Origin of the sequence: Azorhizobium oxalatiphilum (genome assembly GCF_014635325.1) — a bacterium.
Lineage (GTDB): Bacteria > Pseudomonadota > Alphaproteobacteria > Rhizobiales > Xanthobacteraceae > Azorhizobium > Azorhizobium oxalatiphilum.
On sequence record NZ_BMCT01000009.1, the window covers coordinates 240092 to 259450 of the forward strand.

At 67.4% G+C, this 19359-nt stretch carries 19 protein-coding genes; 17 read left to right on the plus strand and 2 right to left on the minus strand.

Going from position 1 to position 19359, the window contains the following annotated elements; translation table 11 throughout:
* Window positions 1-184 precede the first annotated feature (184 nt).
* The 14 genes from IEW24_RS24670 to lpxB all read left to right on the plus strand — a co-directional run bounded on the left by IEW24_RS24670 (window position 185) and on the right by lpxB (window position 15026).
* Window positions 185-1186, plus strand: coding sequence for a 30S ribosomal protein S2 (locus IEW24_RS24670; protein WP_188583575.1), 1002 nt, complete (start codon window positions 185-187; stop codon window positions 1184-1186).
* A gap of 102 nt (window positions 1187-1288) precedes the next feature.
* The gene (tsf, locus tag IEW24_RS24675; protein WP_188583576.1) at window positions 1289-2212 is read left to right on the plus strand and encodes a translation elongation factor Ts; all 924 of its coding nucleotides are present in this window, start codon (window positions 1289-1291) and stop codon (window positions 2210-2212) included.
* A 23-nt stretch (window positions 2213-2235) separates the two neighbouring features.
* On the plus strand, window positions 2236-2952 hold the full coding sequence (pyrH, locus tag IEW24_RS24680) for a UMP kinase (RefSeq protein ID WP_188583577.1): 717 nt from the start codon (window positions 2236-2238) through the stop codon (window positions 2950-2952).
* A 242-nt stretch (window positions 2953-3194) separates the two neighbouring features.
* Window positions 3195-3755 (plus strand): ribosome recycling factor, encoded by a 561-nt coding sequence (gene frr / locus IEW24_RS24685; protein ID WP_188583578.1) that lies wholly within the window; start codon window positions 3195-3197, stop codon window positions 3753-3755.
* A gap of 29 nt (window positions 3756-3784) precedes the next feature.
* Window positions 3785-4558 (plus strand): isoprenyl transferase, encoded by a 774-nt coding sequence (locus IEW24_RS24690; protein WP_188583579.1) that lies wholly within the window; start codon window positions 3785-3787, stop codon window positions 4556-4558.
* Window positions 4558-5373 (plus strand): phosphatidate cytidylyltransferase, encoded by an 816-nt coding sequence (locus tag IEW24_RS24695; protein WP_188583580.1) that lies wholly within the window; start codon window positions 4558-4560, stop codon window positions 5371-5373. The genes IEW24_RS24690 and IEW24_RS24695 overlap by 1 nt, the downstream gene beginning before the upstream one ends.
* Before the next feature lie 10 nt (window positions 5374-5383).
* Entirely contained in the window at window positions 5384-6553 is a 1170-nt protein-coding gene (gene dxr, locus IEW24_RS24700; protein ID WP_188583581.1) for a 1-deoxy-D-xylulose-5-phosphate reductoisomerase, read from the plus strand.
* A 135-nt stretch (window positions 6554-6688) separates the two neighbouring features.
* Entirely contained in the window at window positions 6689-7834 is a 1146-nt protein-coding gene (gene rseP, locus IEW24_RS24705) for an RIP metalloprotease RseP (RefSeq protein ID WP_188583582.1), read from the plus strand.
* A gap of 187 nt (window positions 7835-8021) precedes the next feature.
* Entirely contained in the window at window positions 8022-10508 is a 2487-nt protein-coding gene (bamA, locus tag IEW24_RS24710; RefSeq protein WP_188583583.1) for an outer membrane protein assembly factor BamA, read from the plus strand.
* Between the two features lie 82 nt (window positions 10509-10590).
* Complete coding sequence (gene lpxD / locus IEW24_RS24715; RefSeq protein WP_188583584.1) at window positions 10591-11661, plus strand: UDP-3-O-(3-hydroxymyristoyl)glucosamine N-acyltransferase; 1071 nt, start codon at window positions 10591-10593, stop codon at window positions 11659-11661.
* Window positions 11658-12137 (plus strand): 3-hydroxyacyl-ACP dehydratase FabZ, encoded by a 480-nt coding sequence (gene fabZ, locus IEW24_RS24720; protein ID WP_188583585.1) that lies wholly within the window; start codon window positions 11658-11660, stop codon window positions 12135-12137. The genes lpxD and fabZ overlap by 4 nt, the downstream gene beginning before the upstream one ends.
* A 2-nt stretch (window positions 12138-12139) precedes the next feature.
* Complete coding sequence (gene lpxA, locus IEW24_RS24725; protein WP_188583586.1) at window positions 12140-12949, plus strand: acyl-ACP--UDP-N-acetylglucosamine O-acyltransferase; 810 nt, start codon at window positions 12140-12142, stop codon at window positions 12947-12949.
* Window positions 12949-13857, plus strand: a complete 909-nt coding sequence (locus IEW24_RS24730; protein ID WP_188583587.1) for an LpxI family protein — start codon at window positions 12949-12951, stop codon at window positions 13855-13857. The genes lpxA and IEW24_RS24730 overlap by 1 nt, the downstream gene beginning before the upstream one ends.
* Window positions 13854-15026 carry a lipid-A-disaccharide synthase gene (lpxB, locus tag IEW24_RS24735; protein WP_188583588.1) on the plus strand — a complete coding sequence of 391 codons (1173 nt, stop codon included), beginning with the start codon at window positions 13854-13856 and terminating at the stop codon, window positions 15024-15026. Before IEW24_RS24730 ends, lpxB begins: the two co-directional genes overlap by 4 nt.
* A gap of 4 nt (window positions 15027-15030) precedes the next feature.
* On the opposite strand, the gene IEW24_RS24740 is transcribed toward lpxB, so the two are convergent.
* Window positions 15031-15843, minus strand: a complete 813-nt coding sequence (locus IEW24_RS24740) for an alpha/beta fold hydrolase (protein ID WP_188583589.1) — start codon at window positions 15841-15843, stop codon at window positions 15031-15033.
* Window positions 15844-16114: 271 nt separating this feature from the next.
* On the opposite strand from IEW24_RS24740, the gene IEW24_RS24745 reads away from it, so the two are divergent.
* Complete coding sequence (locus IEW24_RS24745) at window positions 16115-16690, plus strand: sigma-70 family RNA polymerase sigma factor (RefSeq protein ID WP_188583590.1); 576 nt, start codon at window positions 16115-16117, stop codon at window positions 16688-16690.
* Window positions 16691-16701: 11 nt separating this feature from the next.
* Window positions 16702-17340, plus strand: coding sequence for an NrsF family protein (locus tag IEW24_RS24750; protein ID WP_188583591.1), 639 nt, complete (start codon window positions 16702-16704; stop codon window positions 17338-17340).
* Between the two features lie 12 nt (window positions 17341-17352).
* On the opposite strand, the gene IEW24_RS24755 is transcribed toward IEW24_RS24750, so the two are convergent.
* Window positions 17353-18780 carry an APC family permease gene (locus IEW24_RS24755; RefSeq protein WP_244644651.1) on the minus strand — a complete coding sequence of 476 codons (1428 nt, stop codon included), beginning with the start codon at window positions 18778-18780 and terminating at the stop codon, window positions 17353-17355.
* Between the two features lie 113 nt (window positions 18781-18893).
* Between IEW24_RS24755 and IEW24_RS24760 the strand changes: the two genes are divergently transcribed.
* Complete coding sequence (locus tag IEW24_RS24760) at window positions 18894-19268, plus strand: hypothetical protein (RefSeq protein WP_188583592.1); 375 nt, start codon at window positions 18894-18896, stop codon at window positions 19266-19268.
* The last annotated feature ends 91 nt before the right edge of the window (window positions 19269-19359 follow it).

Here is a 19359-nt window from a genome sequence, read left to right on the forward strand (position 1 = left end):
GCCGTCCTGTCCGCCGTCCTGCGTCCGGTGGGTAAAAGGCATTCGCGCCTTGCCCTTTCGGCCGCCTTCGGTTATTAGCCGCGCCATTCCGCACGCGGACACTCGGGCCATGTGGCCCATCCGGTGCCTTTGATCCCAAAGGATCGAGGGTACGTCCGCGGAGGCTCAACCGGAGAATACCAAAGTGGCTCTTCCCGATTATTCCATGCGCCAGCTCCTCGAAGCCGGCGTGCACTTCGGCCACCAGTCTCACCGCTGGAACCCCAAGATGGCGCAGTACATCTTCGGTGTGCGCAACAACATCCACATTCTCGACCTGTCGCAGACCGTGCCGGCGCTGCACCGCGCCCTGCAGGCCGTGTCCGACACCGTGGCCCAGGGTGGCCGCGTGCTGTTCGTCGGCACCAAGCGCCAGGCCCAGGAGCAGGTGGCGGACGCCGCCCGCCGCTCCGCCCAGTACTATGTGAACTCCCGCTGGCTCGGCGGCATGCTCACCAACTGGAAGACCATTTCCAACTCGATCGCCCGCCTGAAGAAGCTCGAAGAGATGCTGGCCGGCGGCGAGCAGGGTGGCGGCTACACCAAGAAGGAGCGCCTGACCCTCTCCCGTGAAAAGGAGAAGCTGGAGCGCGCTCTCGGTGGTATCCGTGACATGGGCGGCCTGCCCGACCTGCTGTTCGTGATCGACACGAACAAGGAAGACATCGCCGTGAAGGAGGCCCAGCGCCTCGGCATCCCGGTGGCGGCCATCCTCGACACCAATTCCGATCCGGACGGCATCGCCTTCCCGGTTCCCGGCAACGATGACGCCGGCCGCGCCATCCAGCTCTATTGCGACCTCGTCGCCCGCGCCGCCATCGACGGCATCGGCCGTGGCCAGAGCGATCTGGGTGTGGATCTCGGCGAAGTCGAGGCTCCCGCCGAGGATCTGCCCGCTTCTGACAGCGTGTGGGTGGCCTTCGAGCCCCTCTCCGGTCCGCGCGGCGTCGCCGACGACCTGAAGAAGCTGACGGGCGTGTCCCCCGAGATCGAGCAGAAGCTGAACGAGATCGGTGTGTTCCACTTCTCGCAGCTGGCCGACATCGCCGCCGCTGATGCCGTGCGCATCGGCGAAGAGGTGGGTCTGCCGGGCCGCGTGGACGGTTGGGTCGCCCAGGCGAAGGAGTTCTCCGCCGAAGCGGAGTGAACCTTTCGGACGTTTGAAACTTTGGATTAGGGGCGCAGCCCCGGCGGCCGGCTCGGGAACCACCCCAGCCGGCCGTGGCATGAGAAGAAGAGGAAGCTGAGCATGGTCGAGATCACAGCAGGGCTCGTGAAGGATCTCCGCGAAAAGACCGGCGCCGGCATGATGGACTGCAAGACGGCGCTCAAGGAGAATGGCGGCGACATCGAAGCCGCCATCGACTGGCTGCGCACGAAGGGTCTCGCCAAGGCCGCCAAGAAGGCCGGCCGCGTGGCCGCCGAAGGTCTGGTCGCCGTCGAGTCGTCGGGCCGCACCGCCACCGCGCTGGAAGTCAATGCCGAGACCGACTTCGTCGCCCGCAACGCCGACTTCCAGGCGTTCGTGCGCGAGGCCGCCAAGATCGCCCTCAACACCGATGGCACCATCGAGGCCCTGACCGCCGCCCACTTCCCGGGCGAGAGCGTCACCGTCGGCGAGCGTCTGACGAGCCTGATCGCCACCATTGGCGAGAACATGAGCCTGCGTCGCTCGACCAAGCTGACCGTCTCCAAGGGCTTCATCGCCTCCTACGTGCACGGTGCCGTGACCGAGGGCCAGGGCCGCATCGGCGTGCTCGTGGCCATGGAGTCCGAAGGTGACGTGGAGAAGCTGGCCACCCTCGGTCGCCAGATCGCCATGCATGTGGCTGCCCTGAACCCGCTGGCGCTGGACGCCTCGGGCATCGACGCCGCCACCATCGAGCGTGAGAAGGCCATCCTGATCGAGAAGAATCAGGGCAAGCCGGCCAACGTTCTGGAGAAGATCGCCGAGAACGGCATCAAGACCTTCTTCAAGGAAGTCACCCTGCTCGAGCAGCCCTTCGTGCACGACGGTTCCAAGACCGTCGCCCAGGTGCTGAAGGAGAAGGAGGGTTCGGTCGGCGCGCCGATCAAGCTCACGGGCTTCGTGCGTTATGCCCTCGGCGAGGGTATCGAGAAGGAAGAGACCGACTTCGCGGCTGAAGTCGCCGCTGCGGCCGGCCAGTCCTGACCGGCGGCGGAGAGGGCACGTCCATGACGGACCTTCCCTATCCCCGCATCCTGGTCAAGGTCTCGGGAGAGGCCTTGATGGGGTCGGAGCCCTTTGGGCTCCATCCCCCGACTGTCGCCCGGATCGCCCGTGAACTCGTGGCCGCGCGTGAGCTCGGCTGTGAGGTCGGCGTGGTGGTGGGCGGCGGCAACATCCTGCGTGGCGCGCGGGTGGCGGGCGAGGATCTCGACCGCTCCACCGCCGACCACATGGGCATGCTGGCCACCGTCATGAACTGCCTGGCGCTGGAAGCCGCCATCGAGGCGGCGGGGCAGCCCGCGCGCACCATGTCCGCCATTCCCATGCCGACGGTCTGCGAGCCCTACGCCCGCCAGCCTGCCATGCGCCACCTGCGACTCGGCCGCGTGGTGCTGCTGGCCGGCGGCACCGGCAATCCGTACTTCACCACGGATACCGGCGCCGTGCTGCGCGCGGCCGAACTGGACGCCGACGCAGTGCTGAAGGCGACCAATGTGGACGGCGTCTATACGGCCGACCCGAAGACCGACCCCTCTGCGACGCGCTACGAGCGCATCACCCACGATCAGGCTCTGGCCTATGATCTCAAGGTGATGGATGCCGCGGCCTTCGCCCTTGCCCGCGAAGCGGCGCTGCCTATCATCGTCTTCTCCATCCGCGAGCCCGGCGCCATCGTCGCGGCGGCGAAAGGGGAGGGGCATGTGACGGTGGTTTCCCCGTAAGCACACCATCCACACCTCTCCGGGGCCTTGTTCCGGGGAGGTGTTTTTGCCGCAGGTTCAACCTGCACAAGGCCCCGGTGGCGCGGGGGTGCGGCGAAGGGGGCCGTGCCGCCACTTGACAGAGGGGCAGGCCACAACCCATTCCAGCCCACGGTTCACGGCCTGCCGCGCGCATTGCGCCGGCGCGTCGATCAGACGGCGGGCGCGGCATGCCGCGCGGCCACATGAGAATAGAGGAAGCCATGACCACCGCCTTCGACCTCGCCGACATCAAGCGCCGCATGCAGGGCGCGGTTGCTTCGCTGAAGACGGAACTTGGCGGCCTGCGCACGGGCCGGGCCTCGGCCAGCCTGCTGGAGCCGATCCAGGTGGACGCCTATGGCGCGCACATGCCGCTGGCGCAGGTGGCCACCGTCTCGGTGCCCGAGGCCCGTCTGCTCTCCGTGCAGGTCTGGGACCGTGGCATGGTGAACGCGGTGGAAAAGGCGATCCGCGACAGCAACCTCGGCCTCAACCCGGCCACCGAGGGCCAGACCCTGCGCATCCGCATCCCGGAGCTCAATGAGGAGCGCCGCAAGGAGCTGGTGAAGGTCGCCCATAAATATGCCGAGGCCGCCAAGGTCGCCGTGCGCCACGTGCGCCGCGATGGCATGGACCTGCTGAAGAAGCTCGAGAAGGACAGCGCCATCAGCGCCGACGACATGGAGCGTCAGTCCAAGGACGTGCAGAAGGTCACGGACGAGACCATCGCCGAGGTCGATCAGACCCTGGCCCATAAGGAAAAAGAGATTCTGGCGGTCTGAGAACGCCGGACGAGATGGGGGAGCGGCCCATGTCCCGGGCAGAGGGCGTTCAGGAAGACGGCCCCACCGGCGCCGCCCCGCAGGCTGCGGGGGTGCCGGTGCACGTGGGCGTCATCATGGACGGCAACGGGCGCTGGGCTACCTCGCGCAACCTGCCGCGGGTGGAAGGCCACCGGCGCGGCGTGGAGGCGCTACGCCGCTGCGTGCGCGCCGCCCGCGAGATCGGCATCCGCTATCTCACCATCTACAGCTTCTCCAGCGAGAACTGGTCGCGTCCCGTCAGCGAGATTTCCGAGCTGATGGGCCTGCTCAAGCGCTTCCTGCGCCATGATCTGGCCGAGCTGCATTCGGCCAACGTCAAGGTCCGCATCATCGGCGAGCGCACCTCGCTCTCCCGCGACCTCTGCCTGATGCTGGACGAAGCCGAGGCGCTGACCCGCGACAACACCGGCCTCACGCTGGTGGTGGCGTTCAATTACGGCTCGCGGCAGGAGATCGCCTCCGCCGCCCAGCGTCTCGCGGCCGAAGTGGCGGCGGGTACGCTGAAGCTTGAAGACATCACCATCGAGGCTCTGGGCGGGCGGCTCGACACGGCCGGCATTCCCGATCCGGATCTCATCATCCGCACCAGCGGCGAGCAGCGCCTGTCCAACTTCCTCATGTGGCAGGCGGCCTATTCGGAATTCGTGTTCCTGCCCATCCACTGGCCCGAGTTCGACCATGCGGCGCTGCTCGGCGCGGTGCAGGAATATGCCCGGCGTGATCGCCGCTTCGGCGGGCTGACCGCGCGCACGGGTAGCTGATGCCGGTCATCGGCGGGCGCGACCTCAAGCAGCGCACTCTTTCGGCCGCCGTTCTCGCGCCGGTGGTGCTGTTCATCACCTGGCTCGGCGGCATACCCTTTGCCGTGCTCTGGACGCTCGCCGGCCTCGGCGCGCTCTGGGAGTGGAGCCGCATCGCCCGGACGAGCCCCGTGCCGCTGCTGCCGGTGCTTGGCGGCCTGATCCTTATCGCTGGCGCGATCCTTCTGGAACTGGGCGAGATTCGATACTGCCTGATGCTGACGGCGGCTGGCATTCTCGGCTGCGCGCTCGCCGTCCGGCCCCGGCTGTGGTCCGGCGTCGGGTTCTTCTGCGCCGCCATTGCCGCTCTGCCGGTGATCGTGCTGCGGGGGGCCGACGAGGTGGGCTTCCTGGCGATCCTGTTCCTGTTCGCGGTGGTGTGGGGCACCGACATCGCCGCCTATTTCACCGGCCGGGCGCTGGGTGGGCCGAAGCTCTGGCCGCGCCTCTCTCCCAACAAGACATGGTCCGGTGCCATCGGCGGGGCCGTGTTCGGTACATTGGCCGGCGTTCTGGTGACGCTGGCGGGCGGGCTCGTCTTCTCGCCCATGCTGATCGTGGTCGGCCTGGCTCTGAGTGTGATCGGGCAGGCCGGCGATCTGGCGGAATCGGCCTTCAAGCGCGCTTTCGGCGTGAAGGATGCAAGCAAACTCATTCCCGGCCATGGTGGTCTGCTGGATCGGCTGGACGGCTTTGCCACCGCCACTCTGGCGGCGCTGCTGATCGCCGCCGGCCATGGCGGGGCGAGCCCGGCGGCCGGGCTGCTTCTATGGTAGGACGTCTCACATGACAGCGGTCTCGATCCTCGGCGCCACGGGGTCCGTGGGGCGCAGCGCCGTGAAGGTGCTGGCCGGGGCCGGCGATCGCTTCCGCGTCGAGGCGGTGGCCGGCGGCCGGGATGCGAAAGCGCTGGCCGAGGTGGCGATCTCCCTGAACGCACGCTTCGCCGCCATTGCCGATCCGGCTGCGGGAGCCGAGCTGAAGAGCCTGCTGGCGGGCACGGGCATCGCATCGGGCGCGGGGCAGGGCGCCGTGCTGGAGGCCGCCGCCCGCGAGGCTGACATCGTGATTGCCGGCATTTCGGGCATCGCCGGGCTGGAGCCGACGGTGGCGGCCTTCGCGGCCGGCCGCCGCATAGGGGTGGCCAACAAGGAATGCCTTGTGGCGGCCGGCGACTTCTTCATGGCGGAAGCGGCGCGGGTGGGGGCGGACCTGTTCCCGGTCGATTCCGAGCATAACGCCGTCTTCCAGGCGCTGGCCCCGGCACCGCGCCGTGCGGTGGAGCAGGTGGTGATCACCGCGTCCGGCGGCCCGTTCCGCACCGCCACCCGCGAGGTGATCGCCCGTGCCACCCCGGCGGATGCGCTCAAGCATCCCAACTGGTCCATGGGCGCGAAGATCACCATCGATTCCGCCACCCTGATGAACAAGGGGCTGGAACTGATCGAGGCCCACCATCTGTTCGCGGTGCCCCCCGAGCAACTGGACGTGGTGGTGCATCCCGAATCCATCGTCCACGGGCTGGTGTCCTTCGTGGACGGCTCGGTGGTGGCGGTGCTGGCCATGCCGGACATGGCGTTGCCCATCGCCCATTGCCTCGCCCATCCCGAGCGCCTGCCTACCGATTGCAAGCGCCTCGATCTGGCAGCGCTTGGCCGGCTGACCTTCGAAAAGCCGGACACGGAGCGATTCCCCTGCCTGCGTCTTGCGCGGGAAGCGCTGGCGGAAGGCGGGGCGGCGCCCACCATCCTGAACGGCGCCAACGAGGTGGCGGTGGCCGCCTTCCTTGATGGCCGCATCGGCTTCTATGGAATCGCCTCCACGGTCCAGGAGACGCTGGAGCGTAGTGCGCGGGGCCGGGCGCCGGGATCGGTGGCGGAGGCCATGGACATGGATGGTGAGGCGCGGCGCATCGCCCTTTCCCTCTTGCCTAAGTTCGCCGCAAAGGCATCCTAAAGGCAGATCGGAGCGGGTCAGCTTCAGCCAAGTGACATGGCTGAAGCTGAGGGCTGCTCTTGCGTCATGCACTTCAGGGGGCTCATCCGGTTCGTTTGACGCGCCGGGCGGGGGGCTCCGATCGAGGAAGAGAAGATGGAAGTTTTGTCGGGACTGGGCTCCATGGGGCACTCCCTGCTGGGATATGTGATCCCCTTTCTGTTTGTCCTGACACTGGTCGTTTTCTTCCATGAGCTGGGCCACTTCTGGGTGGCCCGCCGCGCTGGCGTGCGGGTGCTGACCTTCTCGCTGGGATTCGGCCCCGAGCTGTACGGCTTCAACGATAAGCACGGCACCCGCTGGCGCCTCGCCGCCATTCCGCTCGGTGGCTATGTGAAATTCTATGGCGACGAGGATGCCGCCTCCACGCCGGACCCGCAGAAGCTGGCGGCCATGACCCCGGCCGAGCGCAAGGAAAGCTTCTTCTATCAGCCCCTGCGCTGGCGGGCGGCTATCGTGGCGGCGGGTCCCATCGCCAATTTCATCCTCGCCATCGTCATCTTCACCTTCGTCTTCATGGTGTTCGGCCGTCAGGTCAGCGCTCCGCGAGTCGATCAGGTGAGCCCGGCCAGCGCCGCCGAGCGCGCGGGCTTCAAGCCGGGCGATCTGGTTCTGACCATCGATGGCGCGCCTGTGGAAAGCTTCGCCGACATGCAGCGCGTCGTCGGCTCGGGCGCGGGCACCGCGTTGGCCTTCACGGTCGATCGGGGAGGGGAGAAGGTCAATCTCTCCGCCACCCCCGAGCTGCGCGAGATGAAGGACGCCTTCGGCAACGTGCACCGCATGGGCATGCTGGGCATTTCCCGCTCGCTGGCGGCGGCGGATGTGACCACGCGTCGCTACGGCCCGGTTGAAGCCGTGACCATGGGCGCGCAGGAGACCTGGTTCGTGGTCGCCCGCACCTTCGATTATCTGGGTGGTCTGATTTCCGGTCGGGAATCGGCGGACCAATTGGGTGGTCCCATCCGCATCGCCCAGGTTTCGGGTCAGGTGGCGACCTTCGGCTTCGGCGCCCTTTTGTCGCTGGCGGCCGTGCTTTCGGTCTCTATCGGACTTCTTAACCTCTTTCCCATCCCGCTCTTGGATGGCGGGCATTTGATGTTCTACGCTATTGAAGCGGTCCGCGGGCATCCTCTCAGCGCGCGGGCGCAGGACATCGGGTTTCGTATCGGCCTCGCCATCGTGCTTATGCTGATGGTGTTTGCCACCTGGAACGACGTGGTTCATATCGCCACGATGTAGTGCCGTTGCCGCGAGTCTCGCATGCCGAGTCTCGTGGCGCTGGTGCAACGCTCCGGGGAAAAGCGGAAGCTGCTGTCCGGACAGGCGTTTGCAGGCAGATCAAAAGTCTGTACAAGCGCCTCGAAGGTGGAGAATCCAGGGGTCTGTCCCCTGGGTTGAGACAACGAATTTCAAGGTTGCGCGCCATATGACTGCTCCGGCAAGTAAGTTGGTTAAACTGGCCGCCGTCCTCGGTCTCGCTATCGCGACCGTCGCGACGACGACCGCCGGATCTCTCGTGGTCGCCTCTCCGGCGATGGCGCAGTCCGCGTCATCCATCGTCGTGCAGGGCAACCGCCGCGTCGATGCGGACACCATCCGGTCCTATTTCAATCTGAAGCCCGGCGAGTCCCTGACCTCCGCCAAGATCGACGACGGCCTGAAGGCGCTCTATGCGACCGGGCTGTTCGCCGACGTCCGCGTCTCCAACCAGGGCGGCCGCGTGGTCGTGACGGTTTCGGAGAACGAGGTGATCAACAAGGTTGCCTTCGAGGGCAACAAGAAGGTCAAGGACGAACAGCTCCAGGGCGAGATCCAGTCCAAGGAGCGTGGCCCGCTGTCGCAGGCCGTCGTCCAGGCTGACACCACCCGCATCGTCGACCTCTATCGTCGTACCGGCCGCATCGACGTGTCCGTCAACCCGGTCACTATCGACCGTGGCAATGGTCGCGTGGATCTCGTCTTCGAGATCAAGGAAGGCGACAAGACCGGCGTGAAGGACATCAAGTTCGTCGGCAACAAGGCCTTCTCGGATTGGCGCCTGAAGGACGTCATCTCCACGAGCGTCACCAACTGGCTGTCGTTCCTGAAGTCCACCGACGTCTATGACGCCGATCGCGTGAATGCGGACCAGGAACTGCTGCGCCGCTTCTACCTGAAGAACGGCTATGCCGACTTCCGCATCGTGAATGCGACCGCGGAGATGGATCCGGCCGGCGGCGGCTACATCATCACCATCACGGTGGATGAGGGTGCGCAGTACAAGTTCGGCAAGGTGGATGTGGTCTCCAACATCCGTGACGTGCCGGCTTCCAGCCTGCGCAATGGCCTGCGCATGAGCGATGGCCAGATCTACAATGCCGAGCTGGTCGAGAAGAGCGTCGAGAACCTGACCATCGAAGTGTCGAAGAGCGGCTACGCCTTCGCCCAGGTGCGTCCGCGCGGCGATCGCGACTTCCAGTCCAAGCAGATCAACGTCACCTTCGTGGTCGAGGAAGGCCCGCGGGTCTACATCGAGCGCATCGAAGTGCGTGGCAACACCCGTACCCGTGACTGGGTGGTGCGCCGCGAGTTCGATATCGGCGAGGGCGATGCCTATAACCGCGTCCTCGTGGACCGCGCCGAGCGCCGCCTGCGCAACCTCGGCTACTTCAAGACCGTCAAGATCTCCAACGAGCCGGGCTCCGCGCCCGACCGCGTGATCCTCGTGGTCACGGTGGAAGATCAGCCCACGGGTGAGTTCTCCGTCTCCGGCGGCTACTCCACCTCGGACGGCTTCATCGGCTCCGTGTCGCTGGGTGAGAAGAACTTCCTCGGCCGTGGTCAGTATGTGAGCATCTCCGGTACGCTCGGCCAGTATTCGCAGGGCGCCCAGTTCTCCTTCACCGAGCCCTACTTCATGGGCTATCGCCTCGCGGCCGGTCTGGACCTGTACTGGAAGGAGACCTCCTCCAACAGCTACACGTCCTATGACAGCGAAACGATCGGTGGCGGTATCCGCTTCGGTCTGCCGATCACGGACGAGGTGACGCTGGCTCTGCGTTACAACCTCTACTCCCGTGAGCTGAGCCTCTCGAACTGCGACACCTACACCACTTATATTGCGGCCCTGGTCGCGGCCACGCCTTCGCTGGCCACCTACTACAGCACCATGCCTCCGTGCGGTGTTTCGTGGGCGATCATCGAAGCCGTGCAGCAGGGTCAGACTATCACCTCGGTGGCCGGTTACACCCTCTCGTTCAACGGTCTGGACAACAACGCCAACCCGACGAGCGGCCTGTATGCGGAACTGAAGCAGGACTTCGCCGGCCTTGGCGGTGACGTGAACTTCATCCGCACCACCGGCGACATGCGCTTCTACTACCCGATGGTCTATGACTCCGTGCTGATGCTGCGTGGTCAGGCTGGTTATGTCTCCGCTTGGGGCGACAAGGACCTGCTGATCATGGACAACTTCTTCATGGGTCCGAACCTGGTCCGCGGTTTCGCGCCCTCCGGCATCGGTCCGCGCGACATCAAGTACGCCGCTCTCTACGGCGAGGACAACGCGAACGCTCTCGGCGCCACCACCTACTGGGGTGTCTCGGCTGAGATCCAGTTCCCGCTGGCCTTCCTGCCGAAGGACGTGGGTATGAAGGCTGCGGTCTTCGCCGATGCCGGCTCGGCCTATGGTTATGACGGTGCGACCTCCTTCCCGGGTTCGGCGGCTTATGACACCGCTTGCCCGACCGGCTCGAAGAACGCCATCGGTGCGGTCTGCGTGGCCGACGAGAATGTGGTCCGCTCCTCGGTCGGCGCCAGCCTGATCTGGCAGTCGCCCTTCGGCCCGCTGCGCTTCGACTATGCGATCCCGCTCTCCAAGGCGGACTACGACCGGACCCAGGAATTCCGCTTCTCCGGCGGCACCAAGTTCTGATCGTAGCGACATCCATCAGCAACGGGCGCCGCCGGCTATGCCGCGCGGCGCCCGAACCTTATCTGAGCCCCGTCCGAGCCTCATGACCGAACCTGCCTTCTTCCCGCTGCCCTCGCCGCTCTCCCTCGCGGAGGTCGCGACGCTCAGCGGGGCGCGCCTCGCGCGGGCGGGAGCATCGGCGGATCTCGAGGTGCGCGGCGTCGGCACGCTGGCCGATGCCGGCCCGCATGACCTCGCCTTCTTCGACAGTCCCCGTTATCTGGGCGACTTCCGCGCTTCGCGTGCCGGCGCCTGCATCACCAACGAGAAGCTCGCCAGTGAGGCGCCCGAGGGCATGGCGGTGTTCATCGCCGGCCGCCCGGCGCAGGCCTTCGTCTCCGTCACCCGTGCCCTGTTCCCGCAGGCGCTGCGGCCGCAGCCGGTGTTCGGCCATGCGGGCATCGCCACCGGCGCCTTCATCCATCCCACCGCCCGTCTCGAGGATGGGGTGACGGTGGATCCCGGCGCGGTCATCGGCCCCGGCACCGAGATCGGTTCCGGCACGGTCATCTGCGCCAATGCGGTGATCGGTGCCGGCGTGCGCATCGGCCGTGATTGCGCGGTCGGGCCCGGCGCCACGCTCACCCATACCCTGCTCGGCAACCGCGTCATCATCCATGCCGGCGCCCGCCTCGGGCAGGACGGCTTCGGCTACCAGCCCGGCGCCGCCCACCTGAAGGTGCCGCAGATCGGCCGGGTGGTGGTGCAGGACGATGTGGAGATCGGCGCCAACACCGCCATCGACCGTGGCGCGCTGCGCGACACGGTGATCGGGGAGGGGACCAAGATCGACAATCTGGTGCAGATCGCCCACAACGTGGTGATCGGCCGGCATTGCATCATCGTCTCGCAGACCGGCATCTCCGGCAGCACCACGCTGGAGGACTATGTGGTGCTGGGTGGGCAGGTGGGCGTGGTGGGCCATTGCACCATCGGCACCGGCAGCCAGATCGCCGCCTCCAGCAATGTGAAGGGCGATGTGCCGCCCGGCGTGCGCTGGGGCGGCTCGCCGGCCAAGCCCGTGCGCGAATGGTTCCGCGAGATCACCACCCTGAAGAATTTGGCCGCAGCGGGCGCGCGTTCCGGCGCCGCGACGCCGGGGGACGAGGAATGACCGAAGAGACCAAGACCGAAGGCGAGGTGAAGTCGCTCGCCGCCATCGACATCCAGAAGATCCTGGTGCTGCTGCCGCACCGCTATCCCTTCCTTCTGGTGGACAAGATCGAGCAGATCGATGCCGACCTGTCCTGCGTCGGCACCAAGAACGTCACCGCGAATGAGCCGCATTTCCAGGGTCATTTCCCGGACAACCCGGTGATGCCGGGCGTGCTGATCATCGAGGGCATGGCCCAGACGGCGGGGGCCATCTGCATCCTGAACAAGGGCGCCGATGCCAAGCCCTCGCTGGTCTATTTCATGACCATCGACGAAGCCAAGTTCCGCCGCCCCGTCCGCCCGGGCGACGTGCTGGAATACCACATGACCCGCCTCAACAAGCGCCGGAACATGTGGTGGTACAAGGGCGAGGCAAAGGTGAACGGCGAGATCGTGGCGGAGGCCAAGGTCGGCGCCATGATCGCCGAGGAGTGAGCGTGGCCCTTATCGATTCAACTGCCCGCGTCGCCGATGGCGCGCGGCTCGCCGATGATGTGGAAGTCGGACCTTTCTGCATCGTCGGTCCCGACGTCACGCTCGAAGCCGGCGTCAAGCTCCACGCCCATGTCAATGTGCAGGGCGTCACCACGCTCGGCGCGCGCACGCAGGTCTTCCCCTTCGCCTCGCTCGGCACCCCGCCGCAGTCGGTGCACTACAAGGGCGAGAAGACCGCGCTGGTGGTGGGCGAGGACTGCTCCATCCGCGAGCATGTGACCATGAACACCGGCACCGCCGGCGGGCGCGGCACCACGGTGGTCGGCAATGGCTGCATGCTGATGGTGGGCGCGCACGTGGGCCATGACTGCCGCGTGGGCAACAATGTCATCTTCGCCAACAACGCCACGCTGGGCGGCCATGTGGATGTGGGCGACCATGTGTTCCTCGGTGGCCTCAGCGCCGTGCACCAGTTCGTGCGCATCGGTGCGCAGGTCATGGTGGGTGGCCTGTCCGGCATCCGCGAGGACGTGATCCCCTTCGGCTATGCCATCGGCCAGAACGCCAATCTGGTGGGCCTGAACGTGGTGGGCATGAAGCGGCGCGGCTACACCCGCTCCGACCTGCATCTGGCGCGTGCGGCCTATCGTGACCTGTTCTTCGGCAAGGGCACGTTTGCCGAGCGCCTCGCCGACTTGCGCACCCGGCAGGAGCAGTCCAGCTTCATCCAGCAGCTGGTGGAATTCGTGGATGCCGGCGGCAATCGCGAATTGTGCCGTCCTTCGCGCAAGGTGGTCCAGCTGGAGGACTGATGAGCGTGGCCGCACAGCCTGCCCCTCCGGAGCTCACCCCTCCGCCATCGGCCGGGCGTGACGCCGGGCCGGTGGGCATCGTGGCAGGCGGCGGCGCCTTCCCCGCCGCCGTGGCCGAGGCCGTGCGCGCGCAGGGCCGTGACGTCCTCTTCGGGCTGATGACCGGCTTCGCCGATCCGGCGCTGGAGCGCTATCCGCATTTCTGGTTCCGTATCGGTTCGCTGGGCAGCGCCACGGCGAAGTTCAGGGCGGGCGGCGTGAAGGATCTCGTCATGGTGGGCACGCTCACGCGCCCCCGCGTGCGCGATCTCGGCTTCGACTGGACCATGCTGCGGCTTTTGCCGCGCATCGCCGCGCTGTTCCGGGGCGGCGACAATCATCTTCTGTCCGGCGTGCTGGGGCTGGTGGAGCAGCAGGGGTTCCGCATGCGCGGCGCCCATGAGGTGGCCCCCGGCCTGCTGCTGCCGGAAGGCGTGCTCGGCGCCCATGCGCCCAATGCCGGGGATCAGCACGACATCGCCAAGGGCCTCTCGCTCATCGCCGCGCTGGGCGATTTCGACGTGGGGCAGGCGGTGATCGTGGTGGACGGCTTCGTGGTGGCGGTGGAAGCCGCCGAGGGTACGGACGAGATGCTGGCCCGTTACGGCGCCATGCGCGCGTCCGGCCGGCTGCGCTTCGCCAAGGGCCACGGCGTGCTGGTGAAGGCGCCCAAGCCCGGTCAGGACCGGCGCGTGGATCTGCCCTCCCTCGGCCCGCGCACGGTGGCTCGCGCCGCCGAGGCGGGGCTGGCCGGCATCGCCTTCGAGGCGGGCGGCGCCATCGTGCCCGACGCCGAGCATCTGGTAGCCGATGCCGATGCCGCAGGCCTGTTCGTGGTCGGCATCAAGCCTCAGGTCGCCGTTTCATGATTGTGCCCGCTGGCCGTCCGCTCGACGTCTTCATCGTCGCCGGCGAGGAATCCGGTGATGTGCTGGGTTCTGCCCTCATGGGTGCGCTCCATCGGCAGGCGCCCCACGGCGTCACCTTCAGCGGCGTGGGCGGATGGCGCATGGCGGCGCATGGGCTGCACACCCAGTTCCCCATGGATGACCTCACCGCCATGGGCTTCGGGCAGGTGATCGGCAAGCTTCCCACGATCCTGAAGCGGATGAGGGAGACGGTGGAGGCCATCCTGCGCCAGCCGCCCGACGTGCTGGTGCTGGTGGACGCGCCTGATTTCACTCATCGGGTCGCCGCCCGCGTGCGCAAGCGCAATCCCAAGATCCCGATCGTCAAATATGTCTCGCCCACGGTATGGGCGTGGCGGGCCGGACGGGCCAAGGCCATGCGGCCCTATACGGACCGGCTCATGGCGCTGCTGCCGTTCGAGCCGGACGTGCACGCGCGCCTCGGTGGTCCGGTGACGGACTATGTGGGCCATCCGCTGCTGGAGCAGCTCTCCGATCTGCGCCCCGGCCCGGTCGAGGCGGAGCGCCGCGCCGCCGCGCCGCCGCTGGTGCTGGTGCTGCCGGGCAGCCGCCGCTCCGAGCTTGAGCGGCTCGGCGCCGTCTTCGGCGCGGCGCTCGGCCTTGCCGCGCAGCGGCAGGAGATGGAGCTGGTGCTCCCCACTTTGCCGCGCCTCAAGGCGAAGGTGGAGGCCATGGTGGCGGACTGGCCGGTGAAGGTCCGCATCATCACCGATCCGGACGAGAAGCACGCCGCCTTCCGGCAGGCCCGCGCCGCGCTCGCCGCGTCCGGCACGGTGACGCTGGAGCTGGCGCTGGCCGGTGTACCCACGGTGGCCGCCTACAAGGTGGCGGCGTGGGAAGCGAAGATCGCGCCCTATCTGCTCTATATCGACACTGCCATCCTCACCAATCTGGTGCTCGGCGAGAAGGTGGTGCCGGAATTCATCCAGCACGACTGCACGCCGGAGAAGCTTGCCGCCATGCTCGGCGAGGTGCTCGCCGATGGCCCCGCGCGGACCCGCCAGCTGGAGGGCTTCGCGAAGCTGGACGTGGTCATGGGGGCGAGCGATGCCCCGCCGTCCGAGCGGGCGGCCAGTGTGGTGCTGGAAGCCGCCCGCCCGCGCGCCTAAATCCTCATTTCGCTGCGGCCTTCACATCCTTCATGCCGGCAGCGGCGAGGATGAGGTCCGCCACCTGACGCGGGCGCGAGACCATGGCCAGATGTCCGGCATCCAGCTCAACCGTGGTGGCGTTCATGCGCTTGGCGAGGAAGCGTTCCAGCTCCGGTGAGATGGTCCGGTCCTCCTTGGCCACCGCATAGAAGGACGGCTTGTCGTGCCACGCGGCCGCCGTAGTCCGGTCATTGAAGATGCTGGCGGCCGTCGGTCCCTGTACCGCGAACAGCTCCTTGGCCTGCTTCACGGGCACGCCGTTCGCAAAATCCTTCAGGAAGGCGTCCTGCGAGAGGGTGGTATAGCCCTCGAACGCCTGAATGCCCGCTCGTGCCGGGGCCGTGGGAAACTTGCCGGAGAGGGCGACGAAATCCTCGCCCGCATCGGGCGCACGGGCGGCCACATAGACCAGGGCTGTAACCTTCGGGTCGGTGCCCACCTCGCTCACCAGCGTGCCGGACCAGGAATGGCCCACCAGCACGGTCGGGCCGTCCTGCTGCGCGAGCACGTGGCGGGTGTCGGCGGCGGCGTCCGCCAGCGAGGAGAGGCGGTTCTGCACCGAGGTGACATGGAGGCCAGCGGCCTGCAGCAGAGGGATGACCTCGCTCCAGCTTGATCCGTCCGCCCAGGCGCCATGCACGAGCACGACGTTATGAGCCTTCGGCGGCAGGGTCTGGGGGGCGGCCTGCGCAGGGGCAGCGACGGCGGCGGCCACCAGCAAAGCGGCAGCGGCGAGGATCTTACGGGTTTTCGACTGCGACGTGGTGAGGGTCATGGGTCCGGCTCCTCTTGAGCGAAGCATGTGCTTCCGGATGCCAGTTCGCGTTGCATCGGCCATCCGCAACACACTGACGGGACCGTGATCGCCCTTTCAGAGGGTGAACGCGCAAGGCTGCTTCGGCTTGCGCCCTCCAAGCCTTTGTCCAAAAACGGCAATCGCCTCCCGGTCGGCGTGCCGTCCCGGTTTGGCGGGCCAACGTGCACCGACGCAAAAGAAATCCGCTTCCGGGTGTAACGATGGCTGCTTCCCGAGCGAAGAAGCACGCATGGACACGCGCGAGCACAGATGGGCAGAGGCGATGCGGGCTGAGCGGCGTGGCGACCGCGCGGCCTACGAGCGCCTGCTCGGCGAGATCACGCCGGTGCTGCGCGGGCTGGTGCGCCATCGCCTGTCCCTGCTCGGGCTGAATGCGGCGGAGGCGGAGGATCTGGTGCAGGAGGCGCTCATCGGCCTGCACACCAAGCGCCACACCTGGAGCCCGGACCGGCCCTTCCTGCCGTGGCTGCACGCCATCGCCCGCTACAAGCTGCTGGACGGCGCCCGCCGCCTGCGCCGGGAGGCGCGACAGCGCATCGAGATCAGCCTCGACGACCTCGCCGAGGTGATGGCGGACCCCGATGCTGAGGTGGACCGCAGCCCCATCCATATGGAGCGCCAGCTTGCCACCCTGTCGCCGGGTCAGCGCGACGTGGTGGAGGCGCTGGCGCTGGATGGCGAGAGCGTGCGCACCACCGCGCAACGGCTCGACACCAGCGAGGGCGCCATCCGCGTCACCTTTCACCGCGCCCTGCGCAAGCTCATGGCCGCCGCCGATCCGGGCGAGGCGCCGAAGGGAAAATGAGGGACCAGCCCATGGACACGCGGCACATCGAGACGGACAGCCTGATCCATCAACTCGCAGGCGAGGCGGGGCAGGGGACGCGTGCCTTGCCGCTAGCCGCGGCACTGCCATTGGCCGGGGGGCTGGCCCTCGCGCTCGCTCTGCTGGTGGTGATACTGTGGATCGGCGCGCGGGCAGATCTCTCCGCCCATCTCGGCGCCACCGCCTTCAAGGCGGCGGGCATGCTGCTGCTGGCGGCGGGCGGGCTCTGGTTGGCGGCGGGCGCGGCCGAGCCCGGACGTACCATGCCGACACCGCTGGTGCTGCTTCCGGCCGTCCTGCTGCTCCTCGTCCGTGCGCTCACCGACACCTCGGGCCTGTCCGTGTTCGGCAATTCCGGGGTCTCGGTGACGGACTGCGTGACGGCGGTTCTGGTGGCGGCCTCGCCGGGACTGGTGCTGCTGCTCGTCGTCCTGCGCGGCGGGGCGCCGGAGCATCCCGCCCGCACCGGCGCGCTGGCCGGCCTCGTGGCTGGTGCGCTGGGCGCGGCCGCTTATGCCATTGCCTGCCGCAATGACGCGGGCAGTTTCCTCATCGTCTGGTATCCGCTCGCGGTGGCGCTCATGACAGCCGCCGGGGCGCTCATCGGGCGCTGGGCGCTGCGCTGGTGAGCGGCAAGGGCCTCAGTTCTCCGGGCCTTTGCCGCCGATGTTCTCCATGCTCGGTTCCTCCGCCGTTACGCCCATGGAGCGGTTGAGCAAGGCGGTGATGATCCACAGCACCACGCCGATGGCGATGAGGATGCCGGCCACCTTGTACTGAACCGGATCTCGCCCGGTCCAAGGGCCGGCGAGGAAGGCGCAGCACAGGGCACCTATCACCGGTACCACGGTTGGCGTGCGGAAATGCTTGTGCTCGACACTGTCCTTGCGCAGCACCAGGACCGCCACATTCACCACGGTGAAGACGCACAGCAGCAGCAGCGCCGTGGTGCCGCCCAGCGCCGGTACCTCGCCGACAAAGGCGATGAGGGCGAAGGCGAGCAGGGTGGTGAAGGCGATGGCGATATAGGGCGTGCGGCGGCTGGGATGCACCTTGCCGAGCACGGCGGGCAGCACATGCTCGCGGCTCATGCCATAGATCAGACGGCTGGCCATCAGCATGTTGATGAGGGCGGAATTGGCCACCGCGAACATGGTGATGAAGCCGAAGATCCAGATCGGGAAGCCGGGGGCGCCGGCCTGCACCACCTTCAGCAGCGGCGTCTCGCCTTCGCCCAGTTGCTCGGGCGAGACCAGCGTGATGGCGGAGACCGACACCAGCACATAGATGACGCCGGTCAGCCCAAGGCCGATGAGCAGCACTTTTGGGAAATGCCGGGTGGGGTCGGTGCATTCCTCCGCCATGTTCACCGAATCCTCGAACCCCACCATGGCGAAGAAGGCCAGCGTGGTGGCGGCGATGACCGGCCAGAAGATGCCGGTCTCGCCGGTGGGAAACTGGGTGACGCGGGAGACGTCGCCCTGTCCGGCGCCGATCGCCCACAAGCCGATGAAGATGATGATGAGCAGGCCCGTCAGCTCCACGAGGGTGAGCACCACGTTGACCTTCACGCTCTCGCCCACGCCGCGCAGGTTCACGGCGGCCACCAGCGTCATGAACAGCAGCCCGATGAGCGTGATGCCGAAGCCGCCCGACAGCCCGAGCTGGAACGCGCCAGCGAAATTGGCGGCAAAGGCCCGTGATGCGGTGGCGGCCGAGGTGATGCCTGAGCACATCACCGCGAAGGCGACGATGAAGGTGATGAAGTGGATGCCGAAGGCGCGGTGGGCATAGAGCGCGGCGCCCGCCGCCTTCGGATACTTCGTCACCAGCTCCAGATAGGAGAAGGCGGTCATGCACGCGACCACGAAGGCGACGAGGAAGGGCAGCCACACCACGCCGCCCACCTGCTTGGCCACCTGCCCGGTGAGGGCATAGATGCCGGTGCCGAGGATGTCGCCGACGATGAAAAGGAGAAGCAGCCAGGGGCCCATCACCCGCTTCAGGCTGGGTTCGGTCTGGGTCGGGGTCTTGGCGGCGACCGGGCTGTTGAGGGTCATGTCGCTCATGGCTGAAGTCTCCGCCGGCGACCGGGGGATCATGCCGCCGTCTCTGGCAGGCTTAACAGTTGGGACGCCCACTGGTTCCTGACGTTAGGTCGCTTCGTGCTAGACTGGATGGCATGAGCATACTCTCGGCACTGGAGCAGGCCGCTCTCCGCTCCATTCTCGCGGAGACCCCGGCGTTAGAAGGCCCGCTTACCCAACAGCTGGCGCGCGCCTTGGTGATGGAGCGCAGGAATACCGGGGCCGGCTTCTTCACCGCGCTCACCGTACCGGACGACATGCCGGCGGTGACGTGCCCACGTGTGCTGGGGCAGGAGACGCAGGCGCGTGTGCTCGGCCTCGCAGAGGGGCTCGGCTTCGTCCTGTTCATGGAAGACGGGCGCATGAGCGCGCTGGAGGGCTACGCCTGGGGGACGGGCGACACCACCGCGCTGGATTTCACCGGGCTCCCGTTCGAGATTTTCCGGGCGCCCGTGAGCGATCCCGGCTGAACAGCCGGCCGCTGCAGCTTTCCGCCGGCATCCTCCCGTCTGGGCGTCCCGCGCCGGGCGCGACGCCCAGGGCACCTCCTGCGCGCATTTG